General features: G+C 49.1%; 23 protein-coding genes. 9 read left to right on the top strand and 14 right to left on the bottom strand.

Features of this window, described 5'->3' with window-relative positions; all coding sequences use genetic code 11:
• Positions 1 to 42: 42 nt before the first annotated feature.
• The 3 genes from ACFODX_RS16020 to ACFODX_RS16010 all read right to left on the bottom strand — a co-directional run bounded on the left by ACFODX_RS16020 (position 43) and on the right by ACFODX_RS16010 (position 2,409).
• Entirely contained in the window at positions 43 to 834 is a 792-nt protein-coding gene (locus tag ACFODX_RS16020; RefSeq protein WP_378120991.1) for a TatD family hydrolase, read from the bottom strand.
• A gap of 126 nt (positions 835 to 960) precedes the next feature.
• Positions 961 to 1,314 (bottom strand): PilZ domain-containing protein, encoded by a 354-nt coding sequence (locus tag ACFODX_RS16015; protein ID WP_078042939.1) that lies wholly within the window; start codon positions 1,312 to 1,314, stop codon positions 961 to 963.
• Positions 1,315 to 1,383: 69 nt separating this feature from the next.
• Entirely contained in the window at positions 1,384 to 2,409 is a 1,026-nt protein-coding gene (locus ACFODX_RS16010) for a DNA polymerase III subunit delta' (RefSeq protein ID WP_378120988.1), read from the bottom strand.
• A gap of 96 nt (positions 2,410 to 2,505) precedes the next feature.
• Between ACFODX_RS16010 and ACFODX_RS16005 the strand changes: the two genes are divergently transcribed.
• Positions 2,506 to 3,144: a pseudouridine synthase gene (locus tag ACFODX_RS16005; protein WP_378120985.1), complete on the top strand. Its 639-nt coding sequence runs from the start codon at positions 2,506 to 2,508 to the stop codon at positions 3,142 to 3,144.
• 7 nt (positions 3,145 to 3,151) lie between these two features.
• Here the strand turns inward: ACFODX_RS16005 and tmk are convergent, their stop codons facing one another.
• A complete protein-coding gene (gene tmk, locus ACFODX_RS16000) occupies positions 3,152 to 3,775 on the bottom strand; it encodes a dTMP kinase (RefSeq protein ID WP_378120983.1) in 624 nt (207 codons plus the stop codon).
• Between the two features lie 113 nt (positions 3,776 to 3,888).
• Here tmk and ACFODX_RS15995 point away from each other — a divergent pair, with 113 nt between their 5' ends.
• Together ACFODX_RS15995 and ACFODX_RS15990 are read left to right on the top strand one after the other, a co-directional pair.
• Positions 3,889 to 4,383, top strand: a complete 495-nt coding sequence (locus ACFODX_RS15995; RefSeq protein WP_378120981.1) for a peptidylprolyl isomerase — start codon at positions 3,889 to 3,891, stop codon at positions 4,381 to 4,383.
• A 12-nt stretch (positions 4,384 to 4,395) separates the two neighbouring features.
• A complete protein-coding gene (locus tag ACFODX_RS15990) occupies positions 4,396 to 5,118 on the top strand; it encodes a UDP-2,3-diacylglucosamine diphosphatase (RefSeq protein ID WP_378120979.1) in 723 nt (240 codons plus the stop codon).
• Between the two features lie 104 nt (positions 5,119 to 5,222).
• Here ACFODX_RS15990 and ACFODX_RS15985 read toward each other — a convergent pair whose 3' ends face one another.
• From ACFODX_RS15985 to ACFODX_RS15960, 6 genes are all read right to left on the bottom strand, one after another.
• Positions 5,223 to 5,627, bottom strand: coding sequence for a LiaF transmembrane domain-containing protein (locus tag ACFODX_RS15985; protein ID WP_378120977.1), 405 nt, complete (start codon positions 5,625 to 5,627; stop codon positions 5,223 to 5,225).
• A gap of 14 nt (positions 5,628 to 5,641) precedes the next feature.
• Positions 5,642 to 7,255 carry an ABC transporter ATP-binding protein gene (locus tag ACFODX_RS15980; RefSeq protein WP_378120975.1) on the bottom strand — a complete coding sequence of 538 codons (1,614 nt, stop codon included), beginning with the start codon at positions 7,253 to 7,255 and terminating at the stop codon, positions 5,642 to 5,644.
• Positions 7,256 to 7,258: 3 nt separating this feature from the next.
• Positions 7,259 to 8,149: an ABC transporter permease gene (locus ACFODX_RS15975; protein ID WP_378120973.1), complete on the bottom strand. Its 891-nt coding sequence runs from the start codon at positions 8,147 to 8,149 to the stop codon at positions 7,259 to 7,261.
• Between the two features lie 2 nt (positions 8,150 to 8,151).
• On the bottom strand, positions 8,152 to 9,084 hold the full coding sequence (locus tag ACFODX_RS15970) for an ABC transporter permease subunit (RefSeq protein ID WP_378120971.1): 933 nt from the start codon (positions 9,082 to 9,084) through the stop codon (positions 8,152 to 8,154).
• Positions 9,084 to 10,715: a peptide ABC transporter substrate-binding protein gene (locus ACFODX_RS15965; RefSeq protein ID WP_378120969.1), complete on the bottom strand. Its 1,632-nt coding sequence runs from the start codon at positions 10,713 to 10,715 to the stop codon at positions 9,084 to 9,086. Before ACFODX_RS15965 ends, ACFODX_RS15970 begins: the two co-directional genes overlap by 1 nt.
• Before the next feature lie 63 nt (positions 10,716 to 10,778).
• Entirely contained in the window at positions 10,779 to 12,857 is a 2,079-nt protein-coding gene (locus ACFODX_RS15960; protein WP_378120967.1) for a M3 family metallopeptidase, read from the bottom strand.
• A gap of 291 nt (positions 12,858 to 13,148) precedes the next feature.
• On the opposite strand from ACFODX_RS15960, the gene ACFODX_RS15955 reads away from it, so the two are divergent.
• Complete coding sequence (locus ACFODX_RS15955; protein ID WP_378120965.1) at positions 13,149 to 13,766, top strand: histidine kinase; 618 nt, start codon at positions 13,149 to 13,151, stop codon at positions 13,764 to 13,766.
• A gap of 14 nt (positions 13,767 to 13,780) precedes the next feature.
• Positions 13,781 to 14,746 (top strand): GGDEF domain-containing protein, encoded by a 966-nt coding sequence (locus tag ACFODX_RS15950; protein WP_378120963.1) that lies wholly within the window; start codon positions 13,781 to 13,783, stop codon positions 14,744 to 14,746.
• Here the strand turns inward: ACFODX_RS15950 and ACFODX_RS15945 are convergent.
• From ACFODX_RS15945 to ACFODX_RS15935, 3 genes are read right to left on the bottom strand one after another with little or no spacing between them, the layout of a single operon-like run.
• Entirely contained in the window at positions 14,730 to 15,059 is a 330-nt protein-coding gene (locus ACFODX_RS15945; protein WP_378120961.1) for a DUF3325 domain-containing protein, read from the bottom strand. The two genes, ACFODX_RS15950 and ACFODX_RS15945, sit on opposite strands and share 17 nt — an antisense overlap.
• Positions 15,052 to 16,770, bottom strand: a complete 1,719-nt coding sequence (locus ACFODX_RS15940) for a PepSY-associated TM helix domain-containing protein (protein WP_378120959.1) — start codon at positions 16,768 to 16,770, stop codon at positions 15,052 to 15,054. Before ACFODX_RS15940 ends, ACFODX_RS15945 begins: the two co-directional genes overlap by 8 nt.
• 22 nt (positions 16,771 to 16,792) lie before the next feature.
• Positions 16,793 to 17,080: an iron uptake protein gene (locus ACFODX_RS15935; RefSeq protein ID WP_378120957.1), complete on the bottom strand. Its 288-nt coding sequence runs from the start codon at positions 17,078 to 17,080 to the stop codon at positions 16,793 to 16,795.
• Between the two features lie 215 nt (positions 17,081 to 17,295).
• Between ACFODX_RS15935 and mutS the strand changes: the two genes are divergently transcribed.
• The 3 genes from mutS to ACFODX_RS15920 all read left to right on the top strand — a co-directional run bounded on the left by mutS (position 17,296) and on the right by ACFODX_RS15920 (position 20,944).
• A complete protein-coding gene (mutS, locus tag ACFODX_RS15930; protein ID WP_378120955.1) occupies positions 17,296 to 19,962 on the top strand; it encodes a DNA mismatch repair protein MutS in 2,667 nt (888 codons plus the stop codon).
• A 182-nt stretch (positions 19,963 to 20,144) separates the two neighbouring features.
• On the top strand, positions 20,145 to 20,468 hold the full coding sequence (gene fdxA / locus ACFODX_RS15925) for a ferredoxin FdxA (protein ID WP_324258842.1): 324 nt from the start codon (positions 20,145 to 20,147) through the stop codon (positions 20,466 to 20,468).
• 92 nt (positions 20,469 to 20,560) lie between these two features.
• Positions 20,561 to 20,944, top strand: a complete 384-nt coding sequence (locus ACFODX_RS15920; RefSeq protein WP_378120952.1) for a PilZ domain-containing protein — start codon at positions 20,561 to 20,563, stop codon at positions 20,942 to 20,944.
• Between the two features lie 78 nt (positions 20,945 to 21,022).
• On the opposite strand, the gene ACFODX_RS15915 is transcribed toward ACFODX_RS15920, so the two are convergent.
• On the bottom strand, positions 21,023 to 21,757 hold the full coding sequence (locus ACFODX_RS15915; protein WP_378120950.1) for an MlaA family lipoprotein: 735 nt from the start codon (positions 21,755 to 21,757) through the stop codon (positions 21,023 to 21,025).
• 437 nt (positions 21,758 to 22,194) lie between these two features.
• Here ACFODX_RS15915 and ACFODX_RS15910 point away from each other — a divergent pair, with 437 nt between their 5' ends.
• Positions 22,195 to 23,853, top strand: a complete 1,659-nt coding sequence (locus tag ACFODX_RS15910) for a hypothetical protein (RefSeq protein WP_378120948.1) — start codon at positions 22,195 to 22,197, stop codon at positions 23,851 to 23,853.
• Positions 23,854 to 23,862: the final 9 nt, after the last annotated feature.

Here is a 23,862-nt window from a genome sequence, read left to right as displayed (position 1 = left end):
AAAAGTCTGGATTCCCGCTGCGCTGGGATGACGATGGAGTTTTTAAACCGGCAAATAGTGTTTTGCCTTACTAAACAACCGATAAAAGTTTTCAGTTGTTTTTTCTGCTAATGCTTCTAACGGAATACCGCGCACATCCGCGACAAACTGCGCGACTTCACGCACGTATTTGGGTTCGTTGGGTTTACCACGATAAGGAATGGGAGCGAGGTAAGGTGAATCGGTTTCGACCAGCAAACGATCCAGCGGCATGTTGCGAACCACCTCGCGAATTTGATCGGCGGTTTTAAAAGTGACTATGCCGGAAATGGAAATGTAGTAATTCAAATCCAGCGCGGCTTTGGCCATGTCCCAGTCTTCAGTAAAACAGTGCAACACACCGCTGTGCTCAAGACTGCCGTGTTCTTTGATAAGTGCAAGGGTGTCAGCCTTGGCTTCGCGGGTATGCACTACCACCGGCAGGCCGATCTGTTTACCCACCTGTAAATGCAAGGCAAAACTTTCGTGCTGAATGGCTTTGCTTTCAGTTTCATAGTGGTAGTCCAACCCCGTTTCACCCAGCGCCACCACCTTGGGCTGGGACGCCCAACCAATAAGCTGCTCGGCAGTGGCAGCGCCCTCTTTCACATCGCAAGGGTGCACGCCAACAGAGGCCACTACACGCGAATGCGACTGTGCGATATCAATCACCGTTTGGATATTTTGCAGGCTGATACCAATACACAACATTTGCTGTATGCCACGCTCATGGGCAGCGGCAATGGCTGCACTCAAGTCACCACCATAGGGCTCCAGTTTCAGCCGATCCAGATGGCAGTGCGAATCAATCAACATAAATAACTCTCGTGAAACGATGAAATGTAGAAAAGCCTAATAACAAAGCCAGGCAGAACCTGGCTTTGAGCTAAGACAGCGGGGCGAATTTTACATGCTGCCCGGACGGGATGGTATGACAGAATGCTACATCGTATGGGTGGGCTTGTCGGAGTTGAGCATACCGGCCAGATAGTTTTCAATTTTATTGATGGCGGTATTGTCCTGATCGCTAAATTGAACACCTATACCCGCCGCGCGGTTACCTTGGGCACCTTTGGGTGTTACCCAGACAACCTTACCAGCAACCGGGATCTTTTCCGGCTCATCCATCAAACTCAACAACATGAATACTTCGTCACCTAACTTGTAGGTTTTGTTGGTCGGAATAAACATACCGCCATTTTTAACAAACGGCATATAGGCAGCATAAAGCACGGCTTTATCTTTGATCGTTAACGAGAGTATGCCGTTGCGGGCACCACCACCAATGGGTTGCATAACTGATCCTGCTTGTAATTTTTAGACAACATTTGCCTTAACCAAGTCGAACACTAATAGATTAGCTGACTAGTGTCCAGACGCCACCGCGCGATTCGTGCTGGCGCGCAGCAAGGCGCCCCAATCCAGCAATAACTCCTCTAATAACAATTGCTTATTGGGATTGGAACCGCTGAGTAACTGTTTTTTGGAGAGCATGAGTTTTTCAACATAGCGATGCAGCAATGGCAAATTCAAATGCGCAAGGCGCTCCCTTAATTCCACCGGTGCCTGCTGTATCTGGGGATCATCGGCACCGACTTTCCAACGCGCTAGGCCATGCAACAACCCAAGCAGCCATTCCAGCAACCCGGGCACATCACCGCTGTGCCACTGCGCTGCCACTTCAATGGCGGAAATCTGCCCAAGGCTCAAACGCGTGAATAACTGCAGGGTTTGTTCGCGTTGCTCCAGCGCATCGCCCTGCAACAAAGCCAATGCGGTTAAGGGTGCTCCACGCGCCGCCGCCAGTAAGTTTTCGGGGGTGTAGTTACTGCCAACCAACAGCGGCGACAACCAGCGAATGACTTGCTCGCTGCGCGGCATAGGCAGTTTGCGCATCTGGCAACGGCTGCGAATAGTGGGCAAAACCGAGCTTGGGCTGTGGGTAACCAACACTAGCAAAGTATTGGCCGCCGGTTCCTCCAGCGACTTAAGCAATGCATTGGCAGCATTACCGTTCATTGCCTCTGCCGGCTCGATAATCACTACTTTATAGCCGCCTTGCTGCGCCGTTTTACCCAAGGACTCAGTAAGTTCCCGCACCTGATCCACCTTGATAGCCTTGCCCGCCTCTTCTGGCTCCAACCAGAGCAAATCCGGGTGGGTTTGGGCTTTATTGAGTTCGCAGCCACGACATCTGCCGCAGGCAGTTCCTTCAATGGGTGCATCGCACAGGAGCAGTTGTGCTAGTGCATCCGCAAGATAGCGCTTGCCGATGCCGCGCGGCCCGGCGAACATCATGGCGTGGGGTAATTTCTTACTCGCCAACTGCTGCACTAGCTGCTGCCATTCTGTTAATTGCCAGGGATAGGGGTGAATTGGAAAGTCGCTCATGAACCACTCGGCATCAAAGATCTAACAAAAGTTTTGGGCAAGCTTAGCAAATTTGCGATAATCCGCGCCCGCTTAAATTCCAGCCCAGGCTCACCAATGACTGATTTCCCACTCGATATTCTCTACCTTGATGAGGATCTGCTCATTGCCAATAAACCCGCCGGTTTGCTCTGTGTGCCGGGCAAGGGGCCAGACAAACAGGACTGCCTATATAACCGCGCACTGAAATTTAACCCCAACGCGCGAGTGGTGCATCGGCTGGATCAGGGCACATCCGGCATAGTGATGTTTCCCTTGAATTACCTGACCCTGAAAAACCTGACCCACAAGTTCGAGGCGCGCCAAATACATAAACGCTATGTGGCAGTGGTTGAGGGACTAGTCACGGAAGATGAAGGCGAAGTGAATCTGCCTTTGATTTGCGATTGGCCCAATCGCCCCTTGCAGAAGGTGTGCTTTGAAAGCGGTAAATCTGCCCATACTCGCTATAAGGTGTTGGCGCGTAATCCAGGAGAAAATACCAGTCGCCTCCTGCTTGAACCGGTCAGCGGGCGCACCCATCAGCTGCGGGTACACATGCTGAGCCTGGGGCACCCCATGTTGGGCGACGGCCTCTACGCACCGCCAGATGTGCTGGCAAAATCGCCGCGCCTGTTATTACATGCACAGGAGCTGTGGTTTGATCACCCTATTACCGGCGCGCCGCTCAGAGTGGAAGCGGCGGCAGACTTCTAGGTTTTTATTACGCGAGCAACTTACTTAGCAGAGAATCTATTTCTGCCTGTACTTCAGGCAGCGTTTTACCTGCATCGACCAAGGCATAACGTAGGGGGGATGACTCCGCCCGCTGACGATAGGCCGCCCTCACCCGCTCAAAAAAGCCGATGGTTTCACTTTCAAAACGATCCAGCTCTCCGCGCTGACGGGCGCGGTTTAACCCCAGCTCAACATCGATATCCAGAATCAGGGTCAGGTCGGGGCGCAAATCCCCCTGCACCAGTTGCTCCAATTGGTTGATAGTCGCCTTACTCAAACCACGGCCACCGCCCTGGTAGGCGTAGGTCGCATCGGTAAAACGATCACTTAATACCCAGGCACCACGCGCCAACGCCGGTTTAATCAGCTGCGTCAAATGCTGGGCGCGGGCAGCAAAAACCAATAACAGCTCTGCGGTTTCGTCGACAGGCTCGTCGCGCTTGCTCAGCAACAGGCTGCGCACCTCTTCCGCCAGAGGGGTCCCACCCGGCTCGCGGGTGACTATTACCTCAATCCCACGAGCCACAAGCCAATCGCGCACGAACGTCAAATTAGTACTCTTGCCGACACCTTCAGTGCCCTCGATGGTCAAAAATTTACCGCGCTGCATAAGTCTCTCACGCTTCAAAAAATTAATAATTTATGCGTTCCTTCCCCTTGGGGGAGCGCGTATCATACCGGCTTTTTCCGGCACCACCCTCTAAATCTCAAGGGAGATTCACCATGATCACACTGCACACTAACTACGGCGATATCGTTATTGAACTGGATTTTGATAAGGCGCCCAATACTGCTGCCAACTTCAAACAATACATTGAAGAAGGTTTTTACAACGGCACTATTTTTCATCGCGTTATTGATGGATTCATGATTCAAGGCGGCGGTTTTACTGAAGATTTCCAACAGAAAACCACCCGTGACCCGATCCAGAACGAAGCTGATAATGGCCTGCAAAACCTGACTGGCACACTGGCAATGGCGCGTACCAACGACCCGCACAGTGCAACAGCGCAGTTTTTTATCAACGTAAAAGACAATAGCTTTTTGAATCACAGCGGTAAAAATTCATCCGGCTGGGGCTACTGTGTATTTGGCAAAGTGGTTGGCGGCATGGATGTAGTTAACAAAATCAAAGGCGTCAAAACTGGTAGCAAAGGCTTCCATCAAGATGTACCTAAAGAAGCCGTTATTATCCAAAGCGCAACTATCGCCGAATAGGCATCGATAAAAATGCATAGCCTGTTTATTTCAGATCTGCATTTACACGAATCACGCCCGCAGATAACGCGGGCGTTTTTTCATTTTCTGCAAACCCAAGCCGTTAATGCAGAAGCACTTTATATCCTCGGTGATTTTTTTGATGCATGGATTGGCGATGATGACGATGCACCGCTCTCCCAGCAAGTAGCTGCCGAGTTGCGGGCTCTTCGCAATAAAGACGTAGCGATTTATTTTATGCACGGCAATCGCGATTTTTTATTGGGTACCATTTACGCGCAAAAAGCAGGCATGAAACTTATCGCTGAAGGCACAGTGGTTAATTTGTACGGCAAGCACGCTTTATTAGTGCATGGCGACGCTCTCTGCACTGCAGATCAAGATTATCAAACATTTCGCCAGATGGTGCGCAGCGCAGAATGGCAACATCAAGTACTGGCCCAACCACTCAGCGCACGCCGTGCTTTAGCTGCTCAATTGCGCGATAAAAGCCAGAGCATGAACAGCCTGAAAGCAGCCGACATTATGGATGTCACTCCCGCGGAAGTAGTTCGTCAAATGGAACAGGCGAATGTCCAGCTAATGATTCACGGCCACACCCATCGCCCTGCACGACACACACTAATCGCCAATGGTAAACCTGCCGAGCGCATTGTACTTGGTGACTGGCATGAACAGGGCTGGTGCGTTAAAGTTTCAAAAGAAACCATCGAATTAATTAGCTGGGTAATTTGAGCCAAAAAAATTAATGTAGTTTTGAAGTGAAAGTTATTAATGCAAATAAAAAGCCCTCGCCAATCAACATGACGAGGGCTTTTTATTTGCACGCTGAAAGTGTATTAACGATTGCGGTTGCTCATTAAATACAGACCGATGAGAATGATAAACACCGGCCACCAGGTCCAAAACGCCAGGTCGATCAGAAATAACAAGGCAATAAATATAATGCCGGCAGCAAATACCAATGAATTTGTCGCCGCCCACACTTCGCCTTTTGAATAGAATCGCCAGGCTTGATGAATAGGGCCAAGTGCGGTAAATAAAATCAGAAACGCCCACCAATTATGAATATCGAGGAAGAAAAATTCATACCCAAGGTTGCGCGCCAACAGCAAAGCACCCACTACAGCAACAACCAACCCCAAGGATAATTTACCTGTTTTGGATGCGGGCGCTTGTGGATTATTTAGCTGGTGATCTGGCAATAAAACGGGTGGTTTTGGCTTGTCATCTGGCTGGTTCATAAAAGCTCCATTTTTTAAAGTGTTGGGATGGCAGCCAGTAAATGACGGGTATATTCCTGTTGCGGTGCGGCAAATAATGCTTCCGTCGCGCCCTGCTCCACCAGCTTCCCATGTTGCATCACTACTACGCGATCACAGAGATAACGCACCACTGACATGTCGTGGGAAATAAACAGCATGGTCAGGTTATGTTTTTGGGTGAGTTCCAAAAGTAGCGCTAATATTTGCGCACGAATAGTAACATCGAGAGCAGAAACAGGCTCATCGGCAATAATTAATTGCGGCTTGAGTGCAATAGCTCGTGCAATCGCAATACGTTGACGCTGGCCGCCAGAAAATTCATGGGGATATTTGCGAATAAACCGGCGATCCAATCCAACATCATCCATCAGGCTTTTCACTAGCTCAAGTACATTGGACTGGTTAGCTAAATCATGAACTAATAATGGTTCCGCCAAGGTATCAAACACTGTCATTCGCGGGTTAAGCGACGCGTAAGGATCTTGAAAGATCATTTGAATTTGGGGGCGAAGATTATTGAAACTCGCCTCTGATAAATCGCGCAAGTTCTTGCCCTGAAATAAAATCTCACCGGATTGCGCATCAACCAAACGGATAATACTGCGCCCCAAGGTAGATTTACCTGAACCGGACTCACCCACTACACCCAGAATTTCGCCGCGATGTATATCAATACTGACGTTCTCAACACCGCGCGCATAGGCTTTAATTTTGCTAAAAATACTGCCTACTCGCATGGGAAAACCCACTTTTAACTGTTTCACTTCCAGCAGTGGAGGTTCATCATATTGGGCGGCACTGGGCAGTGGTTTGGCGGTAGTTAATACCGCATTTAATAGTTTACGAGTGTATTCTTGTGTTGGGTTTTTAAAAATCTCAACACACGGTCCCTGCTCTATCAACTTTCCTTTTTCCATAACCAATACATGATCAGCCATTTGTGCAGCCACACCCAGGTCATGGGTAATAAAAATAACGGCTAGCTTGCGTGTCTGCTGCAATTGTTTAATCAATGCAAGAATTTGCGCTTGAACAGTGACATCCAATGCAGTGGTGGGTTCATCCGCAATCAAAAGTTCCGGTTCAGCCAGCAATGCCATGGCGATCATGACGCGCTGACGCATACCGCCAGAAAACTGGTGTGGATATTCATGAATACGCTTGGCGGCATCATGAATACCAACTTCTTCCAATGCAGCAATAGCATTGTGCAACGCCTGTTGTTTACTGACGCCCTTATGTTGCAACAGTACTTCTGTTAATTGATCCGCAATGCGCATATTGGGGTTTAAGCAAGTCATCGGGTCTTGAAAAATCATCGCGATTTTATTGCCGCGCACTTTGCGCAGCTCTAGCTCGCTCATTTTCAATAAATCTTGCCCATGGAACAAAGCTCGGCCCGACTCAATTTTTCCAGGCGGTGTAGGAATCAGCCCTAGCAAGCTGTAACAAGCAACGGATTTACCTGACCCTGATTCACCAACAATGCCCAACACCTCGCCCGCATTGAGTGAAAAATTCAAGTTTTCCACCGCGAGAGTTTGACCATTACGGGTATTAAACACCACACGCAAATTTTCGACGGCTAATAAAATCTCTTGGCTCATGACTTAATCCTTGGAGGCACGTGGGTCCAGCGCATCGCGCAAACCATCACCGAGAAAATTGAGTGAGAACAAGGTGATTGTCAGCACTAATCCGGGGAAAAGTAGTAGCCATGGATATTCCTCCATAGTTTCAACACCACCTGAAATTAATGAGCCCCAGGAGCTTGCGGGCGGTTGGATACCTAAACCCAAAAAGCTGAGAAAAGATTCCAAAAGAATTACGCTGGGAATGGTTAACGTGGTGTAAACAATAACCGGGCCTAGAACATTGGGAATTAAATGGCGAGTGATAATTCGCCATGGCGATAACCCCATAGAAATAGCTGCTTCAACAAATTCCTGCCGCTTAATAGTGAGCACCTGCCCCCGCACAATACGCGCCATGGTCAACCACTCCACGGCGCCGATTGCCAAAAACAATAGCAACATGCTGCTACCAAAAATAACGGTGAGCAGAATAATGAAAATGGTAAAAGGCAAAGCATAAAGCGCATCCACTATACGCATCATCACCGCATCAACACGCCCGCCCACAAAACCGGCGATTGCACCCCATAACACGCCAATGGTAAGTGCCACTGCCGTGGCGATAAAACCAACCATCAGGGAAATACGGCTGCCGTACATAATGCGCGTAAGTTGATCGCGGCCCAAAGTATCTGTGCCTAACCAATGCGCGGCGGAGGGCGGCGAAGCACCAAGATCCAGGTTTTGTTCTTCGTAACTGTAAGGCGCAATCCAGGGCGTAAGGGTTGCAATCACCACCATGAATAAAAGAACAAACAAACCCAACATTGCCATTTTATTTTTTTTAAGGCGGGCAATCGCATCCTGAGTGAGTGAGCGCCCTTTTTCAGAGTCGAGCTGTGTAGCTGTCAATGTATTAACCGACATTATTATTTACCCCCAAGATCCTGACGCACTTTCGGGTTTAACCACACCAACACAATATCGGCGAGTAAATTGAACAGCACAATTAAAAACGCAAAAAAAATCGTCAGCCCCAAAATTAACGTGTAATCGCGATTAAACGCCGCCATCACATAAAAGCGCCCCAACCCGGGAATCTGGAAAATAGATTCAACCACAAACGAACCCGCAAGCAGGCCGGCAATTGCAGGGCCAAGAAATGAAATAACCGGCGTGATACCACCGCGCAAAGCATGTACAAAGACTATTCGAGCTGTAGATAAACCTTTGGCTTTGGCAGTGCGAATGTAATCTTGAGATAACACATCCAACATACCACCACGACTAATACGCGCGATGTAAGCCGCGTAAGCGAAACCCAGGGTCACTGACGGCAGAATTTTATCGCCGGGAATTTGCCCCCAACCAGCAACGGGCAACCAACCCAACCAAATACCAAACACCAGCAAAAGAATTGGCCCCAATACGAAGGTAGGCATACAAATACCAATCATGGCCGCAGACATGGGAATGTAATCTTGCATGGTATTACTGCGTAAAGATGCAAATACGCCCGCCGTTAACCCAACCACCAAGGCAAATAAAATAGCGTAAAGCGAAAGTTCTGCTGTTGCAGGAAAACCGGCGGCAATTAAATCATTCACTGTGTGGGTGGGATATTTGAACGAAGGGCCAAAGTCGCCCTGCAGTAAATTCACCATGTAATCGGTGTATTGTTTCCACAGGGGATCATCCAAGTGATAGCGCTCGTTTAAATGCTTGAGCACTTCTGGTGGAACTGCTCGCTCATTATCAAAGGGGCCGCCAGGAGCCATGCGGATCATAAAAAAGGTAACGGTCGCAACCAGTAGCAACACAGGGATTGCCTGCAAGCAGCGCTGGATAATAAATCGCAACATTAATTATTCCCCTTTTTGGCTGATTCTAAATACATATATTTGTAGGGGTGATAATCCATAGTGTTTGGGTAATAACCCTTCACATCTTGAGAGAGCAGATAATTAGTTGTGTAGTTGTAAATTGGCAAAATAGGAGCCTCGTCAACCAATATTTGTTCGGCCTCCTGAAAATATTCGTAACGCTCTTCTCTCGTTTTTGCTGAAGTTGATAGGCGCATTAACTCGTCGTATCGTGAATTGCCCCACCCTGTATTGTTATTGCCGCCATTAGTTACGAATAGCTCAAGAAAAGTAAAAGGATCTATGTAATCGCCAATCCAACCGCGACGGCCGATCTGGAAATTGAGTAATTGTTGGTTGCTCAAAAAAACTTTCCACTCCTGATTTTGCAATGACACATCAATATTCAATGCCTTTTTCCACATTTGTTGTATAGCAACAGCAATTTTTTGATGATCCTGGCTGGTGTTATAAACAAGCTCCAGTTTTGGAAAGCCCTTTCCATCAGGATATCCAGCCTCAGCTAATAGCCGGCGAGCGGCATCAATGTCATAGATCATTTTGGCGCGCGGCGTGTACCCCAAAGTATCTGGAGGTGTTAATGCGTAGGTTGGTAATTGGCCGCCTCGTGTAATGTGTTTTGTGATCGCCTCTCTATCAATTGAGTAAGCTAAAGCTTTACGTATCCGCACATCGTTCAAGGGTTTTTGGGTGACATTAAACGCATAGTAGTAAGTTCCAAAATAAAGATTACTTCGATATTCAGGAGCATTACTCTGACGATATCTCTCGATTTTGGCGCTGGGTAATGTTTCAGTTTTGTGCAACTGCCCTGCTTTAAACATCCGCTCTTCCACAAGTGATTGATCGATCGGATAAAAGTGAATTTCATTCAATCTGACAGTTGCCGCATCCCAATAATACTGATTGCGCTGCACAGAAAACACTTTGCCCGGAGTCCACTCTTTAATCACAAAAGGGCCGTTGCCTACAAAATTTTCTGGCCGTGTCCAGCGAGTAGCAGCTTCATCCATACGACCATGTTTTAGCAATGTCGGCAAATGCACAGGAAAAGCGCTGTGATGATCCAAAATTTGCAAAAAATAGGGAGTAGGATTTTCTAGTGTCACCTGCAGAGTTGAGCGATCAAGAGCAACCACCCCTACCTGTTTAAAATCGGTGATTTTGCCAAGATGAAAGGCTTCAGCATTTTTAATGCTGTACAGCATATTGGCATATTGATTACCTAAAGCCGCAGAAAGTGCACGCTGCCAGGAAAGTACAAAATCCTCTGCAACCAAAGCATCACCATTTGACCATTTGGCAGTAGGCCTAATGAAAAAGGTGTAAACCAAGCCATTATCAGAAATAGTCCAGCGCTCAGCAACAGCGGGGATAATTTCCAACGTCTCCGGGTGTTTGCTCACCAAACCTTCAAATAAAGCCATCTGCAAATGGTATTCCGGCATACCTGTGGTGGTATGAGGATCAATTTCGGCAGGTTCTGTGCCATTACCAACATGAAGAATTTGTGCTTCTGTACCTATATCTACCAAGGTTTTTCGGTCACCACACCCGGAGAGAATGAAGCTCAGAAACGACAACAGGAGTAAAAGGTTTATTACTTTCATAGAAAAACCAACAGCGAATTAAATGCACAAAAGCCCCCTACCAAACGATAGGGAGCTTTTGACCTATTTGACAGAAAGATCCTTGGCAAACGCGTCAAAACTATAAGGGCGCCCTAAAAAGTCCTTCACCAAATCAGCTGCGTCTTTGGAGCCGCCCGGTTCAAGTACAGTTTTGCGGAAATGCTGTGAGAGTTCAGGGTTACGCAACCCTTTCTTCATGAATTCGCTATGCATGTCGGCGGCGATCACCAGTGACCACATATAGGTGTAATAGATGGAGGAATATCCATTCAAGTGACCGAAGCTTGCGTAAAAATAAGTATCGTCCACATACCCAAAAGGCGAGTATGTGGATTGAATCTCTTCCATCGCTTTATTCAGATCAAGTTTGGAGGGATCTGTGTTGTATAAGCCGAGTGATAGCGCCGCATAAAACAATTGATGTTTTGTCCACATGGCGCGCCCAAAGTCACGCGCGGCGATCATTTTCGCAACTAACTCTTGTGGGATAACCTCGCCTTTATCATTTTGCGCAAAGCTGGCAAGAGTTTCGGTATCCCATACCCATTCCTCCAGCATTTGTGAGGGAGCCTCGACAAAATCCCATTCGGTTTTTATGCCCGAGAAATACATCCAGCGCTGGTTGGTCCCGGCAAAAATTCCATGCAGCAAATGGCCAAACTCATGCAAAAAAGTTTCTACGTCTGCGTGCTCCATTAAACCGGAACTACCGTCATCGCCCGGGAAATTACACACCAAAGCAGCTACCGGCAGTTGTACACCATCTATGCCATTCACAACCGAAAATGCAGCGGCATGTTTGTACTTTCCAGTGCGTGGGTGCATATCCAAATAGAAGCGACCAATAACTTTTTCACCCTCCAGTATTTCATAGGCATTTACTGACTCATGCCAAACATCGGTTTGCCAAGGGCGAATGGAAACACCAAACATGGCCTGCACCAATTCAAAAATACCTTGTTTTACTTTGTCGTAATGAAAGTACTGACGAACTTCCTGCGCATTGACCTGGTAATCCTCTTTTTTGACCAAGTGCTCCACATACATTTTTTGCCAATCTTCAACGCGGGTAGCAGTTGGATCAATCTGCTGCAGTCGCGCTAACAACTGTTGATATTCCTGCTCGGCACGCGGCGTTGCTACAGCAGAAACCTTGTCAATAAAACTTTGGACGTTTGCTGGCGAACCGATCATCTTGTCTTCGGTAATAAATGCCGAGAAATTCTCATAACCCAGAATTTGTGCCAACTCATGGCGCTTTTCGATCAGACTTTGCAGTACAGCCTTATTTTCTGGATAGGCCTGCTGGCGAAAGATGACATAGAATTTTTTGCGCAACTCATCGTTTTCGGCATATTGCATAAACGGTACGTAATCAGGGTATGCCGTTGTGAGAATAATTTTTCCATCTTCATTCGGTTTGTGAGTATCTATGTAGTCTTGAGGCAACCCTTTAAGGTCATCAACAGAATCCAATACCAATTGGCGCGCGCCATCGCGAATATTTTTATCGAAGTTTTGGCCAATTAAATTGATTTCTTCATTCAATTTTTTGATGCGCGCGCGCGTTGCCTCGTCTTTATCTACACCGGCACGTTTAAAGTCTAGCAGCAAGTGCTCTACCAAACGTTTGTCCTGTGCATCCAAACCGGTTGTATCTACCGCGACCAGATGGTTATACAGCGGGCGGGACAAGCTGATTTCGCTAATTAGCTCAACAAACTTTTGCTCGCACTCCTCAGCGCTTGCACGAACCGCCTCATTCGGGTGGACATTGGCGTAGAGGCTGGCAAGGTTCATCTGTTTGTCGAGCAACAGGTCGATATTGTTGATCGCTCCCAGCAGCTCTTGGGGTTGGTAATGTATTGACTCTGCAGCAAACGCCTTCATTTGCGTGCGAATCTGGCCATGATCAGCTTCACAGCCGGCAAGGTAGTCGGCAGCCTTGGCATCAGCGGGTTTTTGCCAAGCAACTGAAGCCACCACATCTGAAGAACCTTCAGCCTCAGGGCGCGAATCGCAGCCGGCGAGTAATCCAATACTCAAGGCCAAAAAGGACGCCGGCTTTAGCAGCTTCCAGGGGGTAATCACTGTCGCCAACACCTGTTTGCATGGACTCATATGTGCCTCTGTTCAAATTGTTGATGGGCGGGGCTGGCAGTCAAACAATCTTGCTGAAATGCCCCGGCATTAATGGCTATTCAGGGCATGGTAGTACACTTTGGATTACAAACAAAGAGCCTAAAAAACCTGCTCTGATAGGCACTTAGAGTATAAAAATCCGTGTGGAATTGATGAAATTCTTGTGGAGGAAAGCCTGCCGGCTAACCCATCAGATGTTTTGCAACAAATTGATAGATTACTGCTAAGCTTCAGATAAACCTCCAGATGCTTATAACAAGATCGAACACTATGCCTGAATACTTGCTCACTGAAGACCAGCGCGACTGCCTGCAAGAAATTACCAACGTCGCCATGGGCCAAGCCGGTGCCCACCTGGCCCGCCTGCTGGACGTCTTTGTCGTATTGTCCATACCCCACGTTAGCGTGCTCAACCCAACCGATATCGCCATGGCACTCCAGTCCCTTAACCGGGAAAACCAAAACGATATAGTTCATGGTGTCTGCCAGGGTTTTATTGGCGGTGGCATAGCGGGCGAAGCCATGCTGATATTCCATGGCACCGATTTTGACGACCTTGCCAGACTGCTTAAATATGACCGTGTTCCCGATGAGCAAGCTCAATACGAATTGCTGATGGATACGGCGAATGTATTAAATGGCGCCTGTCTTCGTGGCCTTGCCGAGCAATTGGATACGCACTTCAGCTTCGGCCCCCCCATGTTATTGGGGCAACACTGCAACATCACCGACCTACTGCAAAACAACAATATGAAATGGAAGCAAGCGCTGGTAGTGGAGATCAACTACGCGATTGAAGATCACAAGATCAACTGTGATTTGTTATTGGTGATTGCTGAACATTCCATTTCCGGTCTGACCGAAAAACTTGACTACCTACTTGATTAGGCTGAATAACACCGATGGTAAAAACCAAAGACTCCGACAAGCTGTTCGATGATGTTCATTGGCAAATGGACATTTTGCAAAACATTGATGTAGGGCTCGTTGTGATGGACGAAAACTACACCATCAATGTGTGGAACAGCTTTATGCAAAATCACAGCGGCAAAGCGCCAGAGAAGGTACTGGGTAAGAGTTTATTTGAAGCCTTCCCGGAACTCCCCGAGGCCTGGTTCAAACACAAGGCACAATCGGTGTTTGTATTACAAAATACGGCATTCACCACTTGGGAGCAGCGACCTTATTTATTCCGCTTCCCACACTATCGCCCTATTACCGGGACGGCCGAATACATGTATCAAAATAGCAGCATTATTCCGCTGCTCGATACCAACGGCATTGCCAAGCACATCTGCCTGATCATTTACGATGTGACGGATACAGCCGTAAATAAAATTGCGCAGCAACAAGCCAACAAACAACTGCAAAATATGAGTCGCACTGACCACTTGACCGGCTTGTTTAACCGCGGTTATTGGGAATTGAGATTGATCCAGGAGTTCAAACGCTTCGATCGCTATGAACAGCCATCAAGCCTGATTATGTTGGATATAGATCACTTCAAGAAAATTAACGACACCTATGGACATACTGTTGGCGATGAAGCGATCCGGGCGGTGAGCAGAACCATCAAAGAGCACGCGCGCGATTTGGATATTCCCGGCCGCTACGGTGGCGAAGAATTCGGCATCATCCTAACCAATACCAACGGTGATGGCGCCTGTGTGTTTGCTGAACGCCTGCGTAAAACAATCGAGTCCTCAACCATTTATGCCGAGGGGCACGAGATTCAGTTCACGGTGAGCATGGGAGTTTCAGAACTCAACCCGGAGTTACACGACCATCGCCACTGGATCGAAAAAGCCGATCAGGGCTTGTACAAGTCCAAAGAAGGCGGCCGCAACCGGGTTACGCTTTTACCTTAACGCCGGGCCACAGTAAGCGCAGCAGCTGCGGGCGCCAAGCCAGCAGCATCGCAACCGAGGGAGCACAGACGGCGAGCAGCATCAACCACACCAATATCGCCATGGAAGGTCGATCAGCAATAAAACAGAACAGCGCCGCAACCAACAAGCCCACCGAACCAAGCAACCTGAGTGTGGCACGTATTTGCAGACTGGGAGCCGAGGTAGTTTTCATTACTTGCTGCCAGTGCACACTCATCGCAAGGGCAAACCAGGCAAACCCAACAAAACAGCTCAACGCGGCGAGCATCAATGCGACCCAAGGCTCAACCATGATTCACCTCACCATTGATTCCAAAGTTGCACCCCACCTCTTCGCTGACCAACTGGCTTTGCGCGGCTGACTGCTCAACCCGCCACAGTTTGCGTGCGGCACCCACTAATAACACCGCCGTTACTATCAGGCTCAAGTCAACACCGGCCACGGGCCAATAGGTGTTGGTGAAGACAGTTTTGAACAGATGGTCACCGGTCGAAATCCAGTTGAGTAACACTGCTGTACCAGCGAGAAGCGCCGCCAGCCAGCACTGCTCGCGCCACGCCGGATTCAAAGCTGCACGGGCAACAGGTGCGCTGCGCCAGAATGCGTGCAATAAAGCCAATAACCACGCGCCCCAGAAGGCTCTGATCTCCCAAGAGCCTTTACCAGCCAAGTCAGCGGGGAGCAGGCGGTTTGCCACCAGGATCGCAAGGGTTGCGATGAGCATGCCGGTCACCGTAGTAACCGCAAAGGCATCAACAATACGACTAGCTTGGCTATTGGTTTTTGCATGCTGACGCTTGCGCTTTTCGACAAAGAAAATAAAGCCGGTTGCGATACAAACACAACCGAGCAAACCGCCAATCACATAGAGCCAGCGCAATAACCAGTGCTCAAAATGCTGTAAATGCAAACCAGTCAGAAATTCGTTGATCTCGGCGACGGCGGTGCGCGGCGGATCTTCGCGCAGCACTTCGCCGGTACTGGCTTTAAAGTGTATGCCTTCACCCACCAACGCAACCCGGTCACTTCCCGCGCGATAAATACTCACATAGCCATTTTGATCACCCAAATGATCAGCATAAAGGTAACCCACTTCACCGGCCATATCGCGCTCAGCCCAACGACGCTTGGCTTCTGTCACCATGGCATCGACCGAGGCCATGGGTGCTGCCACACCGGAAGGCTCATGGGGCAGCCCTGTGCGCTCTGACTCCAGAATTTCATGCTGGTCATGCAGGGGTTTAAGCAGGGTTCCCGATACTGGGAGGTAATAATAAGCCGCGAAAATAATCAGGCCCGTAAATGCAAAAAAGAAGTGGAATGGCAATGCAACCACACCGGTCATATTGTGCAGATCCAGAGTGCTGCGCTGAGTACGTTTTTGTGGTCGAAAGGTAAACAGCTCACGAAAGATTTTGCGATGCATAATCACGCCGGTCACCAACGCAGCCAACATGATAAATGCCGCCAAACCGACCACATAAAAGCCAATATTTTTCCACTGCCAATTAAGGCTGTAATGCATAGGGTAAAACCAACCGCTGCCGATTTTTAATGCATCATCGGGAATAACTTCACCCGTACGCGGGTCGATAGTCGCCCAACCGTGCACATGTAAATGATCATCAGCAGGGTTCTTGGGCTTATTCGGGATACTGAACTCTGCCCCTATCGCCAATACCGGATCACGATGCGTGGTGTAAGCATAGAGTGATGCCATAGGCATAGCATCCGGGTGCGGTAAATCACCAATTACCCGCTCTGCCGTAGCTGCCATATCCACCGGGTGAGCACGCAACTTTTCAAATACCGGTTTCAGTAAATGATCAAACGATGGCATGGGCTGAGGTTCAAAGCGCGTTTTCGGAATCGCCCAGCGATCTATCTCCCGATCAAATACCGATAGTGCACCAAAGAAAAAACAAATCATGAGCACAAAGCCCATCACCAAACCGAACCAGGTATGAACCCACGTCATGGATAAACGAAATTGACTAAACATAGAACCTTCTATTCCTCGGCCATCAACCCAAAAGCACGCGCTGCAGCGCCCAGGCCGCCGCGGTCATAAGCACTGCACCACCGCCCAACAACAACCAGGCCCGCGCAATACGAGAGGTCGCAAACACCCAGAGAAACAGGGTCAAGAACACTAAAAATGCCAACAACAGCACCGCTGTTTCGGCCTCATGAAAATCCACACCCAGTGCTACCAGCCCGGCAATACCAAGTGCAGTAAACCCCCAAGTAAATGCGTAGCCGCCGACTAGTGCCGCCGCAATTCGGTTGATAATGCTCAGCTGTTGAATCATTGATCTTATAGGCCTGATAAAAATACAGCCATAATTTCATAAATGATAAGTATTCGCAATATCATTATCACCAAATCCATGCAAGGAGATTCAGATCACCCATCCAAATGAGACTATGGAATAATAAGCCGCACTTGCACTTCGACATTCGAGCTGCCCTCCTCGCTTTAACATGCAAACTCGCTTTCAACTCACTGAAAAATAAAGACTTCTAGATGAATACTATTGAGCCGACAGACCAGCACACACCGATGATGCAGCAGTATTTGCGCATAAAAGCCCAGCACAAGGATGAGATTGTGTTTTACCGAATGGGCGATTTTTACGAGCTGTTCTTTGAGGACGCCAAGCGCGCGTCGCAGATTCTGGACATCACGCTAACCGCGCGCGGCAAGTCCAGCGGCGAGCCTATCCCTATGGCGGGCATTCCGTTTCATTCGGCCGATGGCTATCTCGCCAAGCTGGTGAAAGAGGGAATCTCGGTAGCGGTGTGTGAACAGGTGGGCGACCCGGCTACAACCAAGGGGCCGGTTGAGCGTAAGGTGATGCGCATTGTGACGCCCGGCACCGTAAGTGATGAAGCACTGCTGGATTCGCGCCGGGACAATTTATTAGTGGCCTTGCATCAAGCCGGTGAGACTTTTGGGATTGCATCGCTGGATATGGCGAGTGGCAGTTTTTTGGTGTTGGAAGTAGAAGGTTTGGAGGCGGCGCTGGGCGAATTACAGCGGCTGAGCCCTGCGGAATTATTGATTAGCGATCACATCACTACACCGGCATTAGTCGAGAATCGCAAAGGTTTGCGCCGCCGCGGCCCTTGGGAATTTGATTTGGAAACCGCCGAGCGCTTGTTGATTCAACAATTCGCCACCAAGGATCTCGCCGGTTTTGGTTGCGATCATTTAAAAACAGCGATTTGTGCTGCCGGTTGTTTATTAAGTTACGCGCGCGAAACCCAGCGCACCGCTCTGCCCCATGTGCGCAGCCTTGCCCATGAAAATCGTGATGAAGCGGTGATTATGGATGCAGCAACGCGACGCAATTTGGAATTGGATATCAACCTGACCGGTGGTGACGAACACACCTTGTTTTCAGTGTTAAATCGTGCAGCAACGAGCATGGGTAGCCGTTTACTGCGCCGCTGGCTGAACCGCCCACTGCGCGATTTGGATTTATTAATTGGCAGGCAAGATGCCATTGCGGAACTGCAACATAATTATGCGTTTGAAATTGTTAATGGCATTTTAAAACGCGTAGGCGATATGGAGCGCATTTTGGGGCGCTTGGCCTTGCGTTCTGCGCGCCCGCGGGATTTATCGCGCCTACTAATGTCGGTAGCCACTTACCCCGAATTACAAAATGAATTGGCACAGAAAAAAGCGCCGCAATTAAAAACACTGGCGCAACAGATTTCTACTTTCCCCGAGATTGTGGATTTATTGTCGCGCGCGATTATTGAAAACCCGCCCGTCGTGATTCGCGAGGGCGGTGTGATTGCCGAAGGTTACGATGCAGAATTGGATGAGCTGCGCAATATAAGCACCAACGCTGGTCAATATTTATTGGATTTGGAAACCCGCGAGCGCGAGCGCACCGGAATTCCAACCTTAAAAGTTGGCTACAACCGCGTGCACGGTTATTTTATTGAGCTGACGGCGGCGCAATCGGAAAAAGCACCGGCGGATTATATTCGTCGTCAAACCTTAAAAAATGCCGAGCGCTATATCACGCCGGAATTAAAAGCATTTGAAGACAAAGCGCTCTCTGCACAAAGCCGCGCACTCACGCGCGAAAAAGCGCTCTACGAAGAATTAATAGATATTTTAAATGCGCAACTCATTCCACTGCAGGATTCCGCAGCGGCCGTTGCGGAATTGGATGTGTTAGCGACGCTGGCTGAACGTGCCGATGCACTAGGCTTTTGCAAACCGGAATTATCCTTGCGTGCGGGCATTCATATTGTTGGTGGTCGCCATCCGGTGGTTGAGCAAGTGACCAGCGCGCCCTTTGTGCCGAACGATCTGGAATTTAATCCGCAGCGCCATATGCTCATCATCACTGGCCCCAATATGGGTGGTAAATCCACCTATATGCGACAGGCGGCATTGATTACACTGCTGGCACACATCGGCAGTTTTGTTCCGGCGCAACAAGCGACGATTGGTATTGTTGACCGGATTTTTACCCGTATTGGTTCGGCCGATGATTTGGCCGGTGGCCGTTCGACCTTTATGGTGGAGATGACCGAAACCGCGAACATTTTGCACAACGCCACCGAGCGCAGCTTGGTGTTGATGGATGAAATCGGGCGCGGCACCAGCACCTTCGATGGTTTGTCGCTCGCCTGGGCTTGCGCAAAACATCTCGCTGAAAAAGTGCGTGCGTTTACTTTATTCGCCACCCATTATTTTGAAATTACTTCGCTGCCAGAAACGGTTTCTGGCATTGCGAACGTGCATTTAAATGCAACCGAACACAAAGATAACATTGTGTTTTTGCATAAAGTACAGGAAGGCCCTGCGAGCAAAAGTTATGGCTTGCAAGTAGCGAAACTGGCGGGAATTCCGGCGCAGGTCTTGGCCGAGGCGCAACAGCAATTACATTTACTGGAAAATGGCGAGCACCCGCACGCGCTTAAATCTTCAGCTGCGCAAATACCCTCTTTTGAAGCAGCATCTATTACGGTGCCCTCTGTTGCGACACCAACTGTCAGTGAGCCGGCGAGTTCTGCCGTTGCATCGCCACTGCAATCAGGCTTATTCGATGCCCTGCCGAATCCTGCTTTGGCGGCACTGCATAAAATCAACCCGGACAACCTCAGCCCGCGCGAGGCGCTGGAGCAGCTTTATCGACTCAAGGAGCTTTACGCCAAAGGCAAATAGCCACAAAAAAGAAGCATTCTCAATAACGCCCAAATACCGCTGGTTTCGCGGATTTTCTCTGGGTTTTAGCCGGCAAAAGCCTACCAAAATAGGAGGCGGCTGTTTAGAATGCGCGCTCTTGTTTTGGCGCTGCCTTGTGTAGCTCATTAACTAACGAATTCTGTTACCTGTGGGAGTCTCCTATGACGTTTGTAGTTGGGGAAAATTGCATCAAATGTAAACACACTGACTGTGTGGAAGTCTGCCCTGTAGATTGCTTCTACGAAGGCCCCAATTTTCTGGTGATTCACCCGGATGAGTGTATTGACTGCGCTTTGTGTGAGCCAGAATGCCCGGTAGGCGCTATCTTCTCTGAAGATGAGCTGCCAGAAGATCAGGCGGTATTCCTTGAGCTGAATGCTGAATTGGCGCAGGTATGGCCAAACATTACCGAAGTAAAAGAATCCCCCGCTGATGCGGAAGAGTGGGATGGCGTTCCCGGTAAACTGCAGTATTTGGAGCGTTAATCCGCACTGGATACCTTGTAAAAAAACCGCGCTAGTCGCGGTTTTTTTTCGCCCGGCAAAAGTGGCTATTTAGGCGCCTGTGCTACACTCAAGTGAATTTTAAGACCGGCAAGACCCACATCCATTACCTAGACTCCGATGAAGTAACCAATAACGAGGATTATGCTATGGGGATTAACGACAAGGCTTACAGCGAGAAACGCGATTTTATTCGCATGAAAATTGGTGCACCGCTGAATGCCAAAATTGCTGCCGACTCCGCTGTGATTGAAGGTTTGTGCCTGGACCTTAGTGGTGGTGGCCTACAGGTAGAAGCCCCCCAAACAATCGCAATTGGGACTGAGGTGGATGTTGAGGTATCTTCCGATCACGGCCACAACCCCACACTCAAGGCCAGTGCCAAAGTTGTACGCGCCGCGCCATCCGAGACAGGCTCCCATCTACTTGGGCTGGAAATTATCAAGATTTTGCCTTGAAGCAATATCAAACAGGCAAAAAAAACGGCTACTCGATAGCCGTTTTTTATATCTAAATCAAAAAGTTAAGCCTTCAAGCTAGAAGTCACCTTCAAAGTCTTCCTCGCTGAAATCCTCGGTGCCAAAGTCATCGCTCACCTCACCATTAGAAATCAGGTAAGCGCGTCTTTGCAGGTATACATCGCGGATAAACACATATCGATCACCGGTGATATTGTTTTCCAAATCCAGCAACCCGGCGCGAATATTCAATATCGACAACGCTTTAACTTCTATCTCAGTGCGATTGTGGGATATGTAAGTAGTAGGGTCGGTGTACCAATTGATCGGCATAGCCGATGTATCACGCAGGGTGCTTGGCCCTAAAAAAGGCAATACCAGATAAGGCCCCTGCCCGACCCCCCAAACTGCAAGGGTTTGACCAAAGTCTTCGGGAGTGTCCGCGGGTAAATTCATATGTTTGGCAACGTCCAACAATCCCCCCAGCCCCAGGGTGCTGTTCACCAAAAAGCGCCCGGTGTCATAACCAGCGCCCTTGAAGTCGCCTTGTAATGTCCCGTTGATAACGTTGGGAACCTCGCCAATATTAGAAAAAATATTGCTAATACCTGTCTCGATTGGATCGGGTGTGACTGCCTTGTAACCCTTTGCCAGAGGTTTTAGAAACCACCGATCTACCCGGTCATTAAAATTGAACACAGCGCGATTCCAACCCTGCCAAGGATCGGGGTTTACCTCCTCCTGCGCGAGACTGGTTCCGACCGGCAACACTGCAAGGAGCGCAATAGCGATGGAGTTGGGGATAGGCTTCATAAGATCCTTTAGGGCCACAAGGGCACAGAGATAAAACAGGAGATAGGCTGATACATCAGGCGCGCCACTTTAACCAATCGCTAACTGCCACTCAACCGGATTACCGCAACGCCCCCACCCGTAAGGCCCGCGCGATAAGCATTGCTGACAAGTGTCATTGGCGATCAACAATGGCTTATTGAACACCTACGCACCGCGCGCCGCCCACAATCAAACGCAATCGAGAACATTTTCAATGCCATCAACCGGCCAGCTTAAAGGATGGTTTCGGCTGCAACATGAAATATTTCTGCCATTTTTCAGAAACAAAACTTTCATCATTCTGTCGTCCAAGTTTCACATTTGTCATCAAAGATAGCGTCACCTAAGCGCTAGGGATCAAAACAGCGCAGCGATTTTCACTTACACCTTGTGACAACTGAGAAGAGACTTAACTCATGAAGCTGAAGAATATTTTTGCACTGAACCTCCTGGCAGCAACCTTGGCAGCATGCGGTGGCGGTGATATCAATTTGAACCCAAGCAATACTGTGACTGATTCAAACAACAATACCACCAATAACAACGGCGCCAGCAGCTCTTCAGTTGCCACTAACCCCTGCGCCTCTTATGAGTTGGGCGGTCAAAAATTCCAAGGGACTTTCAGCGGCAATAACTGTACTTACGGCGTAACTTTTGTGAGCGACACTCGCCCACTGACCGCCGACCTTGAAATCCCCGCTCTGGCAAACAACGGCGTACACATTTTCCAGGACAGTTTGTTTGTCGGTGAAGATGTTGATGCCAACGATGTTGCCGCTGGTGCTGCGGTACCTGCAGCTGGCGCTGGCCCCATCCTGACTATCAAAGCGGGCGCCAAATTGGCGTTCAGCAACCCGGTTGATTACGTGCGTGTAGCGCGCGGCTCACAAATTTTTGCAGAAGGCACCAAAGAAGCGCCTATCGTGTTCAGCGCGACTAAAGATCTGATAGAAAACGCAGCAACCGAAGGTGATCGCGGTCTGTGGGGCGGCATCCAAATACTCGGTCAAGGTTTGACCAACAAATGTACCGACCCGGCCAACTGTCACGTGACCTCTGAAGGCCGTCCTGGCACTTACGGCGGCAACAACAACAGCGAATCCTCTGGCGTATTGCGTTACGTTGTTGTTAAGCACGCTGGTTATGAAGTGGTTGATGGCAATGAATTGAACGGTATTACCTTCTACGCCGTTGGCTCAGGTACTGTTGTCGATTACGTACAAACCTACTCTACCCGTGACGATGGCTTTGAAATGTTCGGCGGTGCAGTAAACCTCAAGCACGTAGTTGCTGTGAACGTTGCCGATGACTCTTTCGACTTTGCTGATGGCTACGTCGGTAACATCCAATTCGCACTGGCCATCCATACCTCCGGTGCAAACCGTTGTATCGAAGGCGACAACACCGGTGAAGGTCGCGGCGATGGCATTCTGCCAATGACCCACCCACGTATTTCCAACCACACCTGTGTGACCAGCGCGGTTGACACCAACCAAGGCACCTTCCCAACCTCTAAAGGTGACTCAGAAGGCCCACTGTTGCGTGAAGGCACCCAGTTTGAAATCTACAACTCGATCATCACCTCAAACGCCACCGGTATGTCATCTAACGAATGTTTTGAACACGATGATACCGAAGGCCCACAAACTGGCGATGCGATGGAAGCAGGTATCTCTGTTGTTAAGAGCACCCTGGTTGCCTGTACCGAAGCGATCAAAACCGGCAAGGTTGATCCAAGCAACGCTGGCTTCAACCTGAAAACCTGGTTCACCGCAGCAGGCAACAACAACGTGGTAATCGACTCTGCAGTTACCGGTGGTTTGCCAGCCAACATTCTCAAAGATTTGGCGACCAACCCACGCGCTTACCTGACTCTGGCGAGCATGACCGATGGCAACGCGGCAGCGATCACTGTACCGGTAACCGACGTGACCAAACTGTCTGAAAATCCATCAACCACTACTGCACCAGCAGCAGGAAGCAACAACTTCTTTGATAGCGTGAACTTCATCGGTGCTGTTAGCGAAAGCAACGACTGGGTTTCAGGCTGGACTGTAGGCATGACCGCCAACTAATTCAGGGCA

Source organism: Cellvibrio fontiphilus (assembly GCF_042646205.1).
Lineage (GTDB): Bacteria > Pseudomonadota > Gammaproteobacteria > Pseudomonadales > Cellvibrionaceae > Cellvibrio > Cellvibrio fontiphilus_A.
The sequence above is the reverse complement of the archived record's forward strand: the minus strand, read 5'-3'. Positions and strand labels throughout refer to the sequence as shown.

Excerpts from the sequence above, each read along its gene's own strand:
- ACFODX_RS16020 (WP_378120991.1), bottom strand. The coding sequence starts at position 834 with ATGTTGATTGATTCGCACTGCCATCTGGATCGGCTGAAACTGGAGCCC.
- ACFODX_RS16015 (WP_078042939.1), bottom strand. The coding sequence starts at position 1,314 with ATGCAACCCATTGGTGGTGGTGCCCGCAACGGCATACTCTCGTTAACG.
- ACFODX_RS16010 (WP_378120988.1), bottom strand. The coding sequence starts at position 2,409 with ATGAGCGACTTTCCAATTCACCCCTATCCCTGGCAATTAACAGAATGG.
- ACFODX_RS16005 (WP_378120985.1), top strand. The coding sequence starts at position 2,506 with ATGACTGATTTCCCACTCGATATTCTCTACCTTGATGAGGATCTGCTC.
- tmk (WP_378120983.1), bottom strand. The coding sequence starts at position 3,775 with ATGCAGCGCGGTAAATTTTTGACCATCGAGGGCACTGAAGGTGTCGGC.
- ACFODX_RS15995 (WP_378120981.1), top strand. The coding sequence starts at position 3,889 with ATGATCACACTGCACACTAACTACGGCGATATCGTTATTGAACTGGAT.
- ACFODX_RS15990 (WP_378120979.1), top strand. The coding sequence starts at position 4,396 with ATGCATAGCCTGTTTATTTCAGATCTGCATTTACACGAATCACGCCCG.
- ACFODX_RS15985 (WP_378120977.1), bottom strand. The coding sequence starts at position 5,627 with ATGAACCAGCCAGATGACAAGCCAAAACCACCCGTTTTATTGCCAGAT.
- ACFODX_RS15980 (WP_378120975.1), bottom strand. The coding sequence starts at position 7,255 with ATGAGCCAAGAGATTTTATTAGCCGTCGAAAATTTGCGTGTGGTGTTT.
- ACFODX_RS15975 (WP_378120973.1), bottom strand. The coding sequence starts at position 8,149 with ATGTCGGTTAATACATTGACAGCTACACAGCTCGACTCTGAAAAAGGG.
- ACFODX_RS15970 (WP_378120971.1), bottom strand. The coding sequence starts at position 9,084 with ATGTTGCGATTTATTATCCAGCGCTGCTTGCAGGCAATCCCTGTGTTG.
- ACFODX_RS15965 (WP_378120969.1), bottom strand. The coding sequence starts at position 10,715 with ATGAAAGTAATAAACCTTTTACTCCTGTTGTCGTTTCTGAGCTTCATT.
- ACFODX_RS15960 (WP_378120967.1), bottom strand. The coding sequence starts at position 12,857 with ATGAGTCCATGCAAACAGGTGTTGGCGACAGTGATTACCCCCTGGAAG.
- ACFODX_RS15955 (WP_378120965.1), top strand. The coding sequence starts at position 13,149 with ATGCCTGAATACTTGCTCACTGAAGACCAGCGCGACTGCCTGCAAGAA.
- ACFODX_RS15950 (WP_378120963.1), top strand. The coding sequence starts at position 13,781 with ATGGTAAAAACCAAAGACTCCGACAAGCTGTTCGATGATGTTCATTGG.
- ACFODX_RS15945 (WP_378120961.1), bottom strand. The coding sequence starts at position 15,059 with ATGGTTGAGCCTTGGGTCGCATTGATGCTCGCCGCGTTGAGCTGTTTT.
- ACFODX_RS15940 (WP_378120959.1), bottom strand. The coding sequence starts at position 16,770 with ATGTTTAGTCAATTTCGTTTATCCATGACGTGGGTTCATACCTGGTTC.
- ACFODX_RS15935 (WP_378120957.1), bottom strand. The coding sequence starts at position 17,080 with ATGATTCAACAGCTGAGCATTATCAACCGAATTGCGGCGGCACTAGTC.
- mutS (WP_378120955.1), top strand. The coding sequence starts at position 17,296 with ATGAATACTATTGAGCCGACAGACCAGCACACACCGATGATGCAGCAG.
- fdxA (WP_324258842.1), top strand. The coding sequence starts at position 20,145 with ATGACGTTTGTAGTTGGGGAAAATTGCATCAAATGTAAACACACTGAC.
- ACFODX_RS15915 (WP_378120950.1), bottom strand. The coding sequence starts at position 21,757 with ATGAAGCCTATCCCCAACTCCATCGCTATTGCGCTCCTTGCAGTGTTG.
- ACFODX_RS15910 (WP_378120948.1), top strand. The coding sequence starts at position 22,195 with ATGAAGCTGAAGAATATTTTTGCACTGAACCTCCTGGCAGCAACCTTG.